Consider the following 16,047-nt stretch of genomic DNA (forward strand, 5'->3'; position numbering starts at 1 on the left):
ATGGCAAGGCACGAGGCCCTTCGCACCCCGGTCTTTAACGGTCCGGCCGGGTGGAATGCCATCCTGTCTCGGGCCGCGCCGCGTGCACGGCTTGAGGGGGCGACTGGCTGCGATATCGCCATTGTCGGCGGTGGGTTCGCGGGGCTATCCGCCGCCCGCCGCCTGCATCAGATTGATCCGGGACTGGACGTGGTAATCCTTGAGGCGGCGCGGATCGCGGAAGGGGGAACCGGGCGCAACTCGGGCTTTATGATCGACCTGCCGCATGAGCTGACCTCGTCAGATTATGCGGGCTCGGGTGAAAGCCGGGATCGGCAATTAACCCAGCTGAACCGGCATGCGATCGACTTTGCCGCGCAGGCGGTGGCGGAATACGCCATCCCTGAGGGCTGGTTTCAGCGCAGCGGCAAGATCAACGCCGCTGCCTCGGCGGTGGGGATGGCTGCGAATGAAAGCTACGCCCGCCATCTGCGCGATCTGGGCGAGGCGCATGAGATGCTGGACGCCAGCGCCATGCGCGAAATCACGGGCACCGATTATTATCGCGGCGGGCTTTACACCCCCGGCGCTGCGATGATCCAGCCGGCAGGTTATGTACGCGGGTTTGCCCTGGGGCTTGAACGTACGGGCGTTCGCATTTTTGAGCAATCGCCGGTTCTTTGCATCGAGAATGGGGCACAGGGCTGGCGGCTGCTGACCGCACGGGGCGAGGTCCGCGCCGAGCGGGTGATCATGGCGAATAACGGCCATCTGGAAAGCTTTGGCTTTCAGCGCGGACGGCTGATGCACATCATGCTGAACGCCTGCATGACCGAAGAGCTGTCGGCGGATCATCTGCGCGCGCTTGGCGGACATGAATGCTGGGGGGCGACGCCCTCGGATCCTATGGGGACGACAGTGCGGCGCATTGGTCCGGCACAGGGCGGCCATCGTATCGTTATCCGGCAAGGTGGCTATTACCGGCCCCGGATGCAGACCAGCACCCGCGACCTTGCCCGCCTTGTCCGCCATATGCGGCAGAAATTCGAGGCGCGTTTCCCGATGCTAAGGGGTGTGCGCTTTGAATATTGCTGGTCGGGCCATCTGTGCCTGTCCCGAAATGGCGTTTCGGTCATGCGTGAGCTTGAGCCGGGGCTGTACGCGGCCTGTGTGGATAACGGGCTGGGCACCACGCGCAGTACCCTGACCGGGATCGGCGCGGCCGAAATGCTATGCGGCCTGACAAGCGCCGTGACCCGCTTTTTCACCGCCGAGGCCCAGCCGGACAGGCTGCCGCCCCATCCTTTAGACACGGTCGGCGCGAACGCTTATATGCGCTGGAAAGAATGGCGCGCGCGGCTAGAATGACGTCCCGTTCAACTGGACATGTCGCTGCCATGCCGCCGATCAAGCGCCGCTACCTGCCTTCGCTTGGCTCATTCGCCACGTTCGAGGTGGCGGCCAAGCATCTGAGCTTTACCCTTGCTGCACGCGAGCTGAACGTGACCCAAGGCGCGGTCAGCCAGCAAATCCGGCTGCTTGAGCGGGCGCTTGATACTGCGCTGTTCATCCGCAGGCACAATGCGTTGGAACTGACGCCCGAAGGCGCCAGCCTTTATGCGGCAGTTACAGCCGGACTTGATACGATCAGCGCCGCAGTTTCGGTTCTGACCGGCGATGAGGGACCGCGAACGGTGACCATTTCGGCCACCGACGCCATGGCCTTGTTCTGGTTGCAGCCGCTGATCGACAGTTTCCGCGCCCGCCACCCCGAGATCGGATTTGTGGTTCTGGCCTCGGATTCCGATGACACGCTGCGCAATTACTCTGAGGTGGATATCTCGTTCCTATGCGGCAACGAGCGTTGCGAGGTCGGCGAAGAGCTGCATTTTCTGTTTCAGGAAATTGCCCAGCCGGTCTGTACCCCGGCATTTCTGGCCGAACACGGACCATTTGAGGACCCCGATGCACTGAACCGCGTCAACCTGTTGCATCTGCATGACCGACATTGGAGTGCGGATGCCATCGGGTGGCAGCCGCTTGGCTGGGCAGAATGGTTTCGCGCGCAGGGCGCTGAATGGGCCAAGGCCCCTTCCAGCCTGTCGACGAACAAGGTCAGTCTGCTGATGAACGCCACGCTGCGGGGCGAGGGGGTGATGCTGGGCTGGCATCATATGGTCAGGGCGCTGATCGATGAGGGGCGGCTGACATTCGCCCACCCTGCGCTGATCACGGCGGGTCGCGGCAACTTTCTGAACTGCAAAAAGAAATCTCTGAAACGGCCGGATGTGGCGGGGTTTGTGGAACATGTGCTGACCGTGCTGAAGGAACAGGCAGGCTGATGCCGCTGGCGGCCCGCCGTAGATTTTCTAATGCCCGACCAAAGCAAAATCTCGTTTGCTCAAGTGCCGGTGCGAATGGATAAATGAGTTTATTCAGGATGGGGGCGTCCTGACGTAAGGCCACTTCTGAACCCACCGGAAATCGCAACCCGTCTCGAAACACATGAGTCCGGGCAAAGACTGCTGCGTCGTGCGTCGTGGCAAGGGACGCCTCATGTCCGCGACCTGGACCGACAACGATCCAATCAGTGGAGGAACGAAAATGCGCAGGTTATTCAAAGCTGTTCTTGCCGGCGCGCTGGCCCTGGGGCTGGCGTCCGAAGTCATCGCTCAGGAAAAGGTGATTCGCATGGGGACCCTGTCATGGGAGGACCTGACCCCGATCACCGGCATCACCAAAAAGGTGCTTGAGGACAAAGGTTACACCGTCAAGGTGACCGAGTTTTCCGAGTGGGGCATCGCCTATGCGGCGCTGACCAAGGGCGACGTACAGATCATGGCCTCGCAGATCGACTATGTCGCCCATGACTACTGGAACCGCAACAAGAACCGGCTTGAGAAACTGTCTCCGGTTTCGCACGGGCTTTATCAGGGCATCGCGGTGCCGAAATACGTCACCATCGATTCCGTCGAAGAGCTGAATGAGAACGCCGACAAGTTCGGCGGCCGCCTCATCGGGATCGAGCCGGGAGCGGGCCTGATGCGTGAGGCATCCGATGCGATCGACGCCTATGGGCTGAAACTGCAACTGGTTGAGGGCAGCACCGCGGGCATGACCGCCGCCCTGAAATCGGCGGTGGACCGCAAGGAGTGGATCGCCGTCACCCTGTGGGAACCGACCTGGATGGCGCTGAAGTTCGACACCAGGTTCCTTGCCGATCCCAAAGGCATTTTCGCGCCGCCGCAATCCTATTACTGGATCGCGCAAAAGGGTTTTGCCGAAGCCAATCCCGAAGCGCGCGAGATCATCGGTAGCGTTTACATCCCCATCGAAGAGATCGCCCGGATAAATGCGGCGGTGAACGATGGCCAGACCATGGATCAGGCGGTTGCAGAGTGGACCGCCTCGCATGAGGACCGGCTGAAGCGCTGGGAAAGCATCAAGTCCTACTGATCCCTGCCCGGCGGCCCTTTGGCCGGGCCGCTGCGGCATCAGGAAAAAGCGACAGGGAAAACATGGAAAGCACCGAGGCTCTGATCGACTGCCAGTCGGTCTGGAAAGTGTTTGGCGACCGCAGTGACGAGGCTATTCGCGCCATCGCCGAACGCGATCTGACCAAACAGGATATCCTGCGGCAATATAACTGTGTGGTTGGTGTCTCGAACGCCTCATTACAGGTCCGCCGGGGCGAGATTTTCTGCATCATGGGCCTGTCAGGCTCGGGTAAGTCGACGCTGATCCGGCTGCTGAATCGGCTGATCGAGCCAAGTCTTGGCCGGATCATGGTCAAAGGGCGTGACATCGCCGCGCTGGACGCTGCCGAGCTGCGCCAGATGCGTGCGCGCCATATCGGCATGGTCTTTCAGTCGGTCGCCTTGTTGCCTCAGCGCACTGTGCTGGAAAACGCTGCCTTTGGGCTTGAGGTGCAGGGCGTCCCGCGAGATCAGCGCAACCGCGCTGCCGAGGCTGCGCTGGCCAAGGTCGGGCTGTCGGATTGGAAAGCGCGCTTTCCGGCTGAATTGTCGGGCGGGATGCAGCAGCGCGTCGGGCTGGCGCGCGCGCTGACCTCGGACCCCGAAATCATCCTGATGGACGAACCTTTCAGCGCGCTTGACCCGCTGATCCGGCGCCAGCTGCAGGATGAATTCCGGCAGCTGACCAAAGATCTTGGCAAATCGGCGGTCTTTATCACCCATGATCTAGATGAGGCGATCCGCATCGGCGACCGTATCGCCATCATGAAGGACGGGATCATCATCCAGACCGGCACCGCAGAAGAGATTGTGGTGAACCCCGCCGACCAATATGTCGCGGATTTCGTTGCCGGTATCTCGCGGTTGCACCTGATCCGCGCGCATTCGGTCATGCAGCCCTTGGTCCGCTGGCAGGGCGTGACGGACGGTCTGCCACGCTGTTCGCCTGATGCCGATATCGACGCGCTGATCGGTCTGATTACCAGCACGGGCAGCGATGCCGTCGCGGTAGAAGAGGGCGGCCGCCTGCGGGGCATCGTCACCATCCGCGATCTGCTGCTGGGGGTCAGGGGCGAAACCGAGGCTCGCGCGGCCTGAGCGGTTGGCCATAAAGGAGGGATTGGCCATGGAAGAACTCATCTCGGCCTTTGATGCGCAGGTTGATAATGCGCTGTTCTGGCTTGCCGATCATGCAAGCTTTGTCTTTGATTTTTGCCGGCTCGTGCTCGAAGGGCTATATGCCGGTGTGCTTGGGCTTTTGATGCTGCCGCCCTTTTATGTCATCGCTGCCCTTGCCGGGTTGCTGGCCTGGCGGGTGCTGGGACTGGTTCCCGGAGTGGTCACGGCCGCAGCACTCGCGCTTTGCGCAGCGATGATGCTATGGCCCGAAACCATGAGCACGCTTGCGCTGGTCATTGCGGCCACCGTTATCGCGCTGGCGACTGGCCTGCCGTTGGGCGTGCTGGCCGGACTGCTGCCGCGGCTGGAAAAGCTGCTGACCCCGGCACTGGATCTGGTTCAGACCCTGCCGCCCTATATCTACCTGCTGCCCTCGATTGCGCTTTTGGGCTATGGGCCGGCAACAGCGCTTATTGCCACGGTGATCGTGGCCATGCCTCCGGCGATCCGCCTGACGGCACTGGGCATCCGCCAGACCCCGCGCGAGTTCATCGAGCTTGGCCATGCAACAGGCGTGACGCCCTTGCAGATGTTCTTGAAAATCCGGTTGCCCTTTGCCGTACCCTCGATCATGGCCGGAGTTAACCAAAGCCTGATGATGGCCTTTGGCATGGTGGTCATCGCGGGAATCGTCGGTTCGGGCGGGCTTGGCGAAACCATCTATGGCGCCATCCGCACGCTGGATATTGCCACCTCGATCAACGCATCGATTGCCATCGTGGTGCTGACGATGGTGCTGGACCGTGTGACCCAGGCTGCAGCGAGGACGAAATGAGTTTCAATCCCGGAGCCTTTCTGGCACCCGCTGTCGATTGGCTGAACGCCAGCTTTCACCCGTTTTTCGCGCTGATAACCCAGGTGATCGAGGCGGTGCTAAGCGCCATCGAGGCAGCCTTTCTGGCCTTGCCGCCTGCGGGGCTTGTTGCAGCGGTTGTGGTGCTGGCCGCTATGGCCGCCGGGCTGCGGGTAGCAGTCCTTGCAGGGTGCTGCCTTGGCTTTTGCTGGCTGACCGGGCTGTGGCAGGCCTCGATGCAGACCATCGCGCTGGTCCTTGTAGCGGTGCTGATCGCGGTCGCCATCGCCTTTCCTCTGGGCATCATTGCGGCGCGCCGGCCGGGGGTCGAGGCGGCACTGCGTCCGATCCTTGATGTCATGCAGACCGTGCCGCCATGGGTCTATCTGATCCCGGCCGTGATGATCTTCAGCCTTGGGCGGGTGCCTGCGATCATCGCCACCATCGTTTACGGCATTCCGCCGATGCTGCGTCTGACCACTCTGGCGTTCCGCACTGTGCCAAACGATCTGAAAGAACTTGGTCAGGCGATCGGCGCCAAACCCCGCGCGATCCTGTGGAAGATCGAATTTCCCGCGGCTCGGCCTACTTTGCTTGTCGGTCTGAACCAATGCATCCTTCTGTCCCTTGCCATGGTCGTGCTGGCCGGGCTGGTCGGAGCGGGCGGTCTGGGCGCCGAGGTGACGCGCGGCCTGACGCGGATGGAGATGGGGCTGGGCCTGCGCGCCGGCCTTGCAATCGTCGCGGTGGCGGTCCTGCTTGACCGGTTGTCGCGCGGGGCGCTGGATCGGCAAAGAAAGGGCGCATAAGCCTTTGGGCTCTTGCGAAGCGGGGCGATTGTGGCATCAGATAGGCGCAGAATCGGCCTGACCATCGCCGTATTCTCTCTGGAAAAAGCCCAGGATCGTCGTAATGACTAGCGCTACGCTGACCGCCGCCCCCCGGGCCAGAACCCATGTGACCGTGCTGCTGGTTCTGGGTCTGGCGCATTTGCTGAACGACCTGATGCAATCGCTGATCCCTGCCGCCTATCCGATCCTGAAGGCCGAGCACGGGTTGTCGCTTACGCAGATCGGCATGATCACCATGACCTTTCAGATCGCGGGCTCATTGTTGCAGCCGGTGATCGGGATGGTGACCGACCGCCACCCGGCCCCCTATTCGCCGGTGGCAGGGATGATGTTCACCCTGTCGGGACTGGTTAGTCTTGCCTATGCCCATAGCTATCAGATCATCCTGATTTCAGTGGCGCTGATCGGCATCGGCTCGTCGATCTTTCACCCCGAGGCGACGCGCATGGCCCGTTACGCCGCAGGCGGGCGGCAGGGCTTTGCGCAGGGCATCTTTCAGGTTGGCGGACAGGCGGGCGGGGCCCTGGGCCCGGTCTTTGCCGCGCTGATCATCGTACCCTGGGGGCAGCCGAGCCTTGCGATCTTCGCGGTTGCTGCCCTGATCGCGATGATGATGCTGGTCTGGATCGGCCGCCGCCAGCGCGAGATCAGCGCCGAATTCGTCGCCAACAGGGCGGCGACGAAAAAGGGTGCCACCCCCCAGGCCCATTACGCCCCCCTGACCATCGGGATCGGGCTTGTGGTGCTGACGCTGCTGATGTTTTCCAAGAACGCCTATAACGAAAGCTTCCGTTCGTTCTATACCTTCTACCTGATGGATCGCTTTGGCCTGTCGATCCGGTCGTCGCAGATGATGCTTTTCATCTTTCTGCTGGCCTCGGCGGTGGGGGCGCTGGTTGGTGGCATCATCGGCGACCGTATCGGCCGCTATCGCATCATCTGGATTTCGGTGCTGGGACCCCTGCCACTGACCCTGATCCTGCCTTATGCTGATCTTTTCTGGACCGGAGTGCTGACGGTCGCGATCAACCTGATCATGGCAAGCGCTTTCGCCTCGATCCTGATCTATGCGATGGAGCTGATGCCGGGTCGGATCGGTCTGATCGGCGGGCTGTTTTATGGGCTGAACTTTGGCCTTGGCGGGATCGCGGCGGCGATTCTGGGTACGCTTGCCGACAGCTATGGGGTCGGGACAGTCTATCAGCTGTGTTCGTTCCTGCCGCTGGCCGGGCTGCTGGCCTGGTTCCTGCCAAAGATCGACGAGGGGCGCTGACCGCCCAAGGCGGGCCTTTCCTCAGATCCTGACCCGGTGACCGGTCGGCGTTCTGCGGCCGGGCTCAGGGATTTTTGCATCATGTGATCGCTGCAAGGGGATTGCGGTCGGTGGCGTTTGCCTCTAATAAGAAATGTAATAACATTACATAAAGAGGACGCCATGCCGACCAGCCAGCATTCTGGCGATGCCCGCCTGCCTGTCACCGTCCTGTCCGGCTTTCTGGGGGCGGGCAAGACCACGCTTCTGAACCATGTCCTGAACAATCGTGAGGGCCGCCGCGTCGCTGTCATCGTCAATGACATGTCCGAGGTGAACATTGACGCCGATCTGGTCCGCGACGGCGCCGAACTGAACCGCGCCGAAGAACGGCTGGTCGAGATGACCAACGGCTGCATCTGCTGCACCCTGCGCGATGACCTGCTGGTCGAGGTCCGCCGACTGGCCAGTGAAGGCCGTTTTGACTACCTGCTGATCGAGGGGACCGGCATTGCCGAACCGCTGCCCGTTGCCGCTACCTTTGATTTCCGCGACGAGAACGGCGACAGCCTGTCGGACGTGGCGCGGCTGGATACCATGGTGACCGTGGTTGATGCCGTGAACTTGACCAAAGACTTCTCCAGCCACGATTTTCTTGCTGACCGGGGCGAGACGCTGGGCGATCAGGACAATCGCACCTTGGTCGACTTGCTGACCGACCAGATCGAATTTGCCGATGTGGTGGTGCTGAACAAGGTCAGCGATGCGGGGCCGGTACGGCTGGATCAGGCGCGCAAGATCGTGCGGGCGCTGAACCCCGACGCAAGGCTGATCGAGACGGATTTCAGCCGCGTGGCTGCGGACGCGATCTTTGACACCGGCCTGTTCGATTTCGACCGGGCGCATATGCATCCGATGTGGGCCAAAGAGCTTTACGGCTTTGCCGATCATGTGCCCGAAACCGAGGAATACGGCATCTCATCCTTTGTCTATCGCGCGCGGCGGCCATTCGATCCGCAACGTATCTATCGGGTGCTCAACGGTGATTTGCCGGGGGTGATCCGGGCAAAAGGGCATTTCTGGATCGCTTCGCGCCCCGATTGGGCGGCTGAATTCAGCCTCGCCGGCGCGATGTCCAGTGTGACGCCGCTTGGAGCATGGTGGGCCTCGGTTCCGCGGGAGCGCTGGCCCGTGCATCCCGACAGCCTGTCCGAACTGACGCGGAACTGGCAGGACCCTTGGGGCGACCGTCGACAAGAGCTGGTCTTTATCGGTGCGGGCATGGACCCGGCGGCAATCACCCGTGCGCTCGACGGTGCACTGGTCGAGGATGAGGGCTTTATTCCCGAAGCATGGGCCGATCTGCCTGATCCCTTTCCGCAATGGGGCCAGCGCCGTGTCGCTTGAAAACAGGGCTCGAGCATGACGGAATCCACGCTGCATTCGCTGCGCACCTCCGCGCTGGTCGAGGCCCGTATGATCGCCGAATCCCCGAATGGGCTGATCTTGCCGCGGGTCGCCGATGCGGGGATCGGGGCGGCAATCTGGCGGCGCAGCCTGTCGCCCGGCTTTGCCCGCTGGGTTGATGAGATCCCTTTGGAGCAACTGCCCGCCCTGCGGTCGGTGGTTGGGCTGCGTTCGGTGGAAAGTGCTGTTCATACCGCCTGTGACATTTCTGGCCTGCCGCGGGGTGAGATGCGCGATCTGTTCGCCAGCGACATCGCGGCGCTGGCACTGGTCTTTGCCCAGGTGGCGGCTAGCCCGGTGCTGCATCTGCGGCTTGAGGCGGTGACGACGGACGCCTGCCGCCGCTATCACATCGACCGGATGCCGTCGCGGCTGGTCTGTAGCTATCGCGGGCCGGGGACGCAGTTCGCGCATGAGGACGCCGAGGGCAATATCATCCCTGTCACCAGGATGAAAAGCGGAGAGGTGGCGATCATGCGCGGCACTCTTTGGCCGGGAGAGGAGGTGACACGGCTTTTGCACCGCTCTCCGCCGATCAAGGGCACCGGACAGGCGCGGCTGTTTCTGGCACTTGATCCGGCGATAGACCCTGATGACAGGCGGCGACTGCACTGATGCGCGCCAATCTTGCTACCTCGCTGCGCCGCCGTCGCAGGTCCTGCCCGATTGCGCAATACGACCGCCTGCCGCCGGAATTGCGCCGCTGGCTGGCGCAGGCGGCGCTGCCATGGAGTCCGGTGTCAGCCCTGCGCCTGTGGCAAAAGATCCTGTCCGAAACCGCAGGCGATGTCGAATCTGCGCGCCGTCGCCTTGATCAGATCGAGGCGCGGATGTTGATGAAAGACGCGCCCCACATCTGGGGCACGCCTCTGCCCGCCAACACGGCCCCGGTCCCATTCGTGGGTCAATAGACCCGGCATGGTTCTGAGCAGCGAGTTCGACCGCTTATCTGCCAGATAAAGCGTATTGGTCCCGGGCAAGGCTTGGCATGGGGTGGAATCGTCCAGTTCTTCTGATGTGCAGACTGAAATTATAAGGGTCATTTTAGTTCGTATTTGGCTGTATGGGCGCATGATAGTTGCGCTGCGACTGCAAAGGCGCTAGTCATGCCGCAACGCCGCATGATGGAGTCTGCCATGAAGGACCTGCCCGCGATGCCAGCTGATACGCCTTCTGCCCTGCTTGCCCTTGCCGAGGGGGCGCTGCCCGAACTCGAATCGCTGCAATCCCACGCCATCGAGGCGCTGCGGGCGCTGGTCGCGCCTTCGGGCAAGCCTGATCCCGCCCTGCTTGAGCGGCACCAGCATGCGGCCCATGCGGCCTCATGGCTTGCGACCTATATCGAATCGCTGCGGCAGCTTACCGGCTGGGCGGGCCGTCTGGCGCAGGCAGGCGGGTTCGGTCGCGTCGAGGCGCTGATTCTGCAAATCGGCATGGGCGAATACCTGACCCAGATCGCCGGTGGCATCCCGATGAGCCAGACCGAATTTGCCCGTCTGTCGGACCTTGGGCTGGACTGGCAGCCGGGCGAGGCGTTGCGCACGCTGATGGGTGGCAATACCGCCCCGGCACGGGCCGAGCTTGCGCGGCTGATGCAGGACAATCACGGCCGCGCCACCTTTGGGGCCACCGGACTTGATGAGGATCTGGAAATGATCCGCGATCAGTTCCGTCGCTATGCCGAAGACCGGGTGATCCCGAACGCCCATGACTGGCACCTCAAGGACCAGCTGATCCCGATGGAGATCATTCAGGAACTGGCCGAGCTTGGCGTCTTTGGCCTGACCATTCCCGAAGAATTCGGCGGGCTTGGCCTGTCGAAAGCCTCGATGGTGGTGGTGACCGAGGAACTGTCGCGCGGCTATATCGGCGTGGGCAGCCTTGGCACCCGCAGCGAGATCGCTGCCGAACTGATCCTTTGCGGTGGCACGGATGAGCAAAAGGCGAAATGGCTGCCTAAGCTTGCCTCGGGCGAGGTGCTGTCCACTGCGGTCTTTACCGAACCGAACACCGGCAGCGACCTTGGCAGCTTGCGCACCCGGGCGGTCAGGGACGGCGATGACTGGGTGATCACCGGCAACAAAACCTGGATCACCCATGCGCAGCGCACCCATGTCATGACGCTGCTGGCCCGGACCGAGCCCGACACAAGCGATTGGCGCGGCCTGTCGATGTTCTTGGCCGAGAAAGTGCCGGGCACTGACGACGATCCATTCCCGACCCCCGGCATGACCGGAGGCGAGATCGAGGTGCTCGGCTATCGCGGCATGAAGGAATACGAACTGGGCTTTGACGGTTTCCGCGTGAAGGGCGAGAACCTGCTGGGCGGCGTGCCCGGGCGCGGCTTCAAGCAGTTAATGGAGACCTTTGAATCCGCGCGCATCCAGACCGCCGCCCGTGCGGTCGGCGTTGCGCAATCGGCCTGCGAGATTGGCATGCAATATGCCCTTGATCGCAAGCAGTTCGGCAAATCGCTGATCGAGTTTCCCCGTGTTTCCGACAAGCTGGCGATGATGGCGGTCGAAATCATGATCGCCCGGCAGCTGACCTATTTCAGTGCATGGGAAAAGGATCATGGGCGGCGCTGCGACCTTGAGGCGGGCATGGCCAAGCTGCTTGGCGCGCGCGTTGCCTGGGCAGCGGCGGATAATGCGCTGCAAATCCACGGCGGGAACGGCTTTGCGCTGGAATATGCGATCAGCCGGGTGCTGTGCGACGCACGTATCCTGAATATCTTTGAAGGAGCGGCCGAGATACAGGCACAGGTTATTGCACGCAGGTTACTCGACTAGGATGAATTTCCCCCTGCGGCTGGACAGACGGGGCCGTTAAGGCATTATGGCGCCAACGTGACCTGATGGAGCTGCCCATATGACCCGTATCCCGATGATTGCTGTGGCGACCGCCGCCCTCTTTGGCCTGGCTGCTTGTGAGCCGACGACCCCTCCGACCCCCGGCGCGAATATCCCCGCCGGTCCCTATGTGCTGGTCGGGATCGGTGCAGATACCGTGCCGCAGCGTAACGTCGACCTGACCATTGCAGCGGATGGCTCGATCTCGGGGCGGGCGCCTTGCAACCACTACTCGGCCAGCCAGACGGCCGAACCGCCGGCCTTTGCCGTTGGGCCGCTGACCACCACCCGGATGGCCTGTTCGGGCAATGCCGGCCGGCTTGAGTCGCGCTATCTGCAGGCGCTTTCGGCTGCGAATGGCATCACCTATGAAGGCGGCGTGCTGACGATCAAAGGGCCGACCTATCTGACCTTTGAGCCCGGCTACCGCAAGGAATGACGGTCCCGCCGAAAGCAAGCATGATGCGTAAACTGATCCCCGCCCTCCTGCTGGTGCTGGCGGCCTGTAGCGGCGATTCGGATAAGGCCAAGATCCCCGGCGAATACACTCTGGTCGCCATCGAGGGGGTCGAGGTCTCGGGTACGCCCAGCCTGAATATCGGCGAGGACGGGGCGGTTTCGGGTCAGGGCCCGTGCAACATGTTTACCGGCCAGAACCGCGCTGAACTACCGGCGCTGGATCTTGGGGCACTGGCGACCACCCGTCGCGCTTGCCTGCAAGAAGGAGGCGAGGGTGCCTTTTTCAAGGCGCTTGGCGCGGTACGCGAGGCCAGGCGCGACGGGGATGAGCTGGTGATGACCGGCCCCGATGTCACCATCCGTTGGCGGGTGGCGACGCAGTAAGACGCGCAACCAGACGGGCGCGGGCAGGCGGCAATGGCTTGCCCGCGTGAACTTCGGCCAGCCGGGTGGCGAGGAAATGCCCGGTCACTGCCAGTGCATCGGCCAGCCCTCCATTTCCTTGCCCGCCCAGCATCGCGGGCAGCGGTAAAAGGCGCGGCGCCCATTCCCCCGCAGCCTGCGCCGAAACTGCGCGACCCGAACGCGGGCTGACATAGGCCAGTCCCTGACGTGCGCCCGTCACCGCGCAGCTTGTCAGGTCAAGGCCAAAGCCCAGCTCGTCGAGCAGGCGCATTTCCCAATGCAGATAGACCTCGGCCCAGTCACTGCCCGCGTCGATCAGGTCAAGCAAAACCTCAGTCGCATCGGCAAGCCGGGGATGAGGGTCGCGTTCTGGCAGGGCATAGGCAAGCAGGGCCGTGACCGCATTCACCCCGGCCAGTGCATCGGCCCCGCTCAGCAGGCCCGGCCTCGCCCGCGCGGGTTCGACGCTGAAAGTGCCCAGCTGATCCTCTAGCCGGGCGCGCCAGCGCAGGCTGATGCGGTTGCCCGGTTGCAGCATTGCGGCGCGGCGTGCACTCGCCCCGCCCGGCACAAGGCCCCGGATCAGCCCTGCCTCACGCGTCAGCACGGTCAGGATTACGGCATTTTCGCCGTGCCTTTGCTGTGTCATCACGCTGGCTTCGCCGCTCCATTCCATCATGCCGCCTTTCCTTCTGCGCTACCCTGCCGCAATCTGGGGGCGACTAACAAGGAGACAGGCATGTTGAAACCGTGGATCGAGGCTCAGGCCCGGCTGGTCGAGGTGGCGGCGGGGCGTGCGCCCGCGGATCTGGTGATCCGGGGCGGAAAATGGGTCAACGTCCACACGCGCGAGGTGATCCCCGATACTGATATTGCCGTGGCCGATGGGCGGGTGGCCTATGTCGGCCCCGACGCAAGCCCCTCGATCGGGCCCGGAACACAGGTGATCGGGGCCGGTGGGCGATTCATGGTGCCGGGGCTTATCGACGCCCATATGCATGTCGAATCGGGGATGCTGACGCCTGCGGGCTTTGCCGCAGCAGTGATCCCGCATGGTACGACAACGATTTTCCACGACCCGCACGAGATCGCCAATGTGCTGGGTCTGGAAGGTGTGCGGCTGATGCGCGACGAATCGCTGTTGCAGCCGATCAGCATGTTCACCCAGATGCCAAGCTGCGCGCCCTCGGCTCCGGGGCTTGAGACGACGGGCCAGCCGATTACCGAAGGTGAGGTCGCGCAGGCGATGGGATGGGAAGGCATCATCGGTCTGGGCGAGATGATGAATTTTCCCGGTGTCGCCTCGGGCGACCGGCAGATGCTGGCCGAGATCGCCGCCACCCGCGCCGCCGGCAAGACGGTTGGCGGCCATTACGCCAGCCCCGATCTGGGCCGGCCCTTTCATGCCTATGTCGCGGGCGGCGCCAATGACGATCACGAGACGACGACCGAGGCGCAGGGGATCGCCCGCGTGCGTCAGGGTATGGGATGCATGATGCGGCTTGGCTCGGCCTGGTATGATGTGGAAAGCCAGATCACCGCGATCACTGAAAAGGGACTGGATCCACGCTTTTTCATCCTGTGCACCGATGACAGCCATTCCGGCACGCTGGTAAACGACGGGCATATGAACCGGGTTGTGCGCCATGCGATTGATTGCGGCTGCGACCCCCTGATCGCCATCCAGATGGCGACCATCAACAGCGCCAGCCACTTCGGTCTGGAGCGTGAACTGGGCAGTATCACCCCCGGACGTCGGGCGGATGTGATCCTGACCTCGGACCTGCACAGCCTGCCGGTCGAGGCGGTGATTGCGCAAGGGCAGCTGGTCGCCGAAGACGGCCGCCTGCTGGTTGACTGCCCGCGCATCGACTGGCCCGAGAAAGCGCGCCAATCGGTGCATCTGGGCAAGACCATCGCGGCTGCGGATTTTGAGGCCCGTGCCCAGGGCGACAGCGCCCTTGTCCGCGTGATCGGCGTGGTCGAAAATCAGGCCCCGACCCGCGCGTTGACCGCCGAACTGCCGATCCGCGAAGGGGTGATCGAGCCAGAGGGCGGGACCTGTCACATCGCGCTGGTCGAGCGTCATCGCGGCACCGGCGGGGTGGTGAACGGGTTTGTCTCGGGTTTTGGCTATCAGGGACGGATGGCGGTGGCCTCGACCGTGGCGCATGACAGCCATCACATGATCGTCGTCGGCACATGCCGCGAGAACATGGCGGCGGCGGCCAATCATCTGGCCCGCATCGGCGGCGGCGTCACGGTGTTCCGCGACGGTGCCGAGCTGGCAAGCGTGGCCTTGCCCATCGCCGGCCTCATGTCCGACCGTCCAGCGCCCGAAATGGCCGATGCCGCGCAAGGGATCGTCAAGGCCATGCAGGATTGCGGCTGCACGCTGAACAACGCCTATATGCAGCATTCGCTGCTGGCGCTGGTGGTGATCCCCGAGCTGCGGATCTCGGACCTTGGGATTGTGGATGTCACCCGTTTTGAGCTGGTCGATCTGGTGATCGGCGATGCAGAGGCCAGCGCCTGGGCGGATGCAGACTGTGCTGACAAGCCTTGATGCCCGGTCGCGCCAGCAGGTCCTGACCCTGATGTCGCGGCTGGGAGAGGCTTTGGGTCCGGATCTGCTGGCGCTTTACCTGCATGGCTCGGCGGTTGCTCAGGGGCTTAGACCCAATAGTGACGTCGACCTGCTTGGCGTCCTGAAGCGCAGCCTGACCGAAAAGCAGCGCAGGGCATTGCTGTCATCTCTGCTGGATCTTTCGGCCAGCTATCCGGCCCCACCGGGTGGGCCGCGTTGTCTTGAGGTGATCTTTTTCGCCAAGCCTGACCTTGCCGGTCTGAGGTTTCACGCGCAGGCTGACTTTGTCTATGGCGAGTGGTTGCGCGATGGGTTCCGTGCGGGCAGGCTGCCCACTCCTGAAAGGGACGCGGAATATACGCTGATCCTTGCGCAGGCGCGGCAAGAGGCCCTGCCGCTGATCGGCCCCGAAGCCAACGCGCTGCTGCCCGAGGTTAAAGCAGATGCCATCCGGGCGGCGATGCGTGACTTGCTGCCGGGGCTGCTTTCGGCTCTGCAGGACGACACCCGGAATGTGCTTTTGACATTGGCGCGGATGTGGCGAACCGCCCGAACGGGGGATTTTCTTTCAAAAGACCGCGCGGCGGTTTGGGCGATCAGGCAGCTTGCCTCTGCTGATGCCGAAATGCTCGATCATGCCAGACGGGCTTATCTGGGCGAGGCTGCGGACGACTGGCGCGGACATTATGGCATCGCGCACGATCTGGCCCAGCGGCTGGCGGACGAGGTGAAGGCCGCACTTTAGCG

The 16,047-nt window shown here is 63.0% G+C and carries 16 protein-coding genes; 15 read left to right on the forward strand and 1 reads right to left on the reverse strand.

The features are described from left to right. The 13 genes from M511_RS10205 to M511_RS10265 all read left to right on the forward strand — a co-directional run bounded on the left by M511_RS10205 (position 1) and on the right by M511_RS10265 (position 12,692). Positions 1-1,347, forward strand: coding sequence for an NAD(P)/FAD-dependent oxidoreductase (locus tag M511_RS10205; RefSeq protein ID WP_085502124.1), 1,347 nt, complete (start codon positions 1-3; stop codon positions 1,345-1,347). 29 nt (positions 1,348-1,376) lie between these two features. Beyond that, on the forward strand, positions 1,377-2,321 hold the full coding sequence (locus M511_RS10210; protein ID WP_085502125.1) for a LysR substrate-binding domain-containing protein: 945 nt from the start codon (positions 1,377-1,379) through the stop codon (positions 2,319-2,321). Between the two features lie 262 nt (positions 2,322-2,583). Next, positions 2,584-3,435 (forward strand): glycine betaine ABC transporter substrate-binding protein, encoded by an 852-nt coding sequence (locus M511_RS10215; RefSeq protein WP_010394576.1) that lies wholly within the window; start codon positions 2,584-2,586, stop codon positions 3,433-3,435. Between the two features lie 62 nt (positions 3,436-3,497). Next, the gene (locus M511_RS10220; protein WP_085502126.1) at positions 3,498-4,553 is read left to right on the forward strand and encodes a quaternary amine ABC transporter ATP-binding protein; all 1,056 of its coding nucleotides are present in this window, start codon (positions 3,498-3,500) and stop codon (positions 4,551-4,553) included. Positions 4,554-4,581: 28 nt separating this feature from the next. Then, entirely contained in the window at positions 4,582-5,409 is an 828-nt protein-coding gene (locus M511_RS10225; protein ID WP_085502127.1) for an ABC transporter permease, read from the forward strand. Further along, on the forward strand, positions 5,406-6,236 hold the full coding sequence (locus M511_RS10230) for an ABC transporter permease (protein ID WP_010394569.1): 831 nt from the start codon (positions 5,406-5,408) through the stop codon (positions 6,234-6,236). The genes M511_RS10225 and M511_RS10230 overlap by 4 nt, the downstream gene beginning before the upstream one ends. Positions 6,237-6,339: 103 nt before the next feature. Continuing rightward, positions 6,340-7,551, forward strand: coding sequence for an MFS transporter (locus tag M511_RS10235; protein ID WP_085502128.1), 1,212 nt, complete (start codon positions 6,340-6,342; stop codon positions 7,549-7,551). Positions 7,552-7,713: 162 nt separating this feature from the next. Next, positions 7,714-8,937, forward strand: a complete 1,224-nt coding sequence (gene zigA / locus M511_RS10240) for a zinc metallochaperone GTPase ZigA (protein WP_085502129.1) — start codon at positions 7,714-7,716, stop codon at positions 8,935-8,937. 15 nt (positions 8,938-8,952) lie between these two features. Further along, the gene (locus tag M511_RS10245) at positions 8,953-9,612 is read left to right on the forward strand and encodes a DUF1826 domain-containing protein (protein WP_085502130.1); all 660 of its coding nucleotides are present in this window, start codon (positions 8,953-8,955) and stop codon (positions 9,610-9,612) included. Then, positions 9,612-9,908 (forward strand): DUF6525 family protein, encoded by a 297-nt coding sequence (locus M511_RS10250; protein ID WP_085502131.1) that lies wholly within the window; start codon positions 9,612-9,614, stop codon positions 9,906-9,908. Before M511_RS10245 ends, M511_RS10250 begins: the two co-directional genes overlap by 1 nt. A gap of 225 nt (positions 9,909-10,133) precedes the next feature. Next, positions 10,134-11,789 (forward strand): acyl-CoA dehydrogenase family protein, encoded by a 1,656-nt coding sequence (locus tag M511_RS10255; RefSeq protein ID WP_010394562.1) that lies wholly within the window; start codon positions 10,134-10,136, stop codon positions 11,787-11,789. 79 nt (positions 11,790-11,868) lie between these two features. Next, entirely contained in the window at positions 11,869-12,288 is a 420-nt protein-coding gene (locus M511_RS10260) for an META domain-containing protein (RefSeq protein ID WP_010394561.1), read from the forward strand. Positions 12,289-12,308: 20 nt separating this feature from the next. Further along, positions 12,309-12,692 (forward strand): META domain-containing protein, encoded by a 384-nt coding sequence (locus M511_RS10265; protein WP_240547593.1) that lies wholly within the window; start codon positions 12,309-12,311, stop codon positions 12,690-12,692. On the opposite strand, the gene recO is transcribed toward M511_RS10265, so the two are convergent. After that, on the reverse strand, positions 12,661-13,389 hold the full coding sequence (recO, locus tag M511_RS10270) for a DNA repair protein RecO (protein WP_085502146.1): 729 nt from the start codon (positions 13,387-13,389) through the stop codon (positions 12,661-12,663). The genes M511_RS10265 and recO overlap by 32 nt on opposite strands. 63 nt (positions 13,390-13,452) lie before the next feature. Here recO and M511_RS10275 point away from each other — a divergent pair, with 63 nt between their 5' ends. Together M511_RS10275 and M511_RS10280 are read left to right on the forward strand one after the other, a co-directional pair. Next, the gene (locus tag M511_RS10275; RefSeq protein WP_085502133.1) at positions 13,453-15,279 is read left to right on the forward strand and encodes an adenine deaminase; all 1,827 of its coding nucleotides are present in this window, start codon (positions 13,453-13,455) and stop codon (positions 15,277-15,279) included. Beyond that, entirely contained in the window at positions 15,254-16,045 is a 792-nt protein-coding gene (locus tag M511_RS10280) for an aminoglycoside adenylyltransferase domain-containing protein (RefSeq protein WP_085502134.1), read from the forward strand. Before M511_RS10275 ends, M511_RS10280 begins: the two co-directional genes overlap by 26 nt. Positions 16,046-16,047 lie beyond the last annotated feature (2 nt).

It is taken from the genome of Paracoccus sp. J56 (genome assembly GCF_019633685.1).
Taxonomy (GTDB): domain Bacteria; phylum Pseudomonadota; class Alphaproteobacteria; order Rhodobacterales; family Rhodobacteraceae; genus Paracoccus; species Paracoccus kondratievae.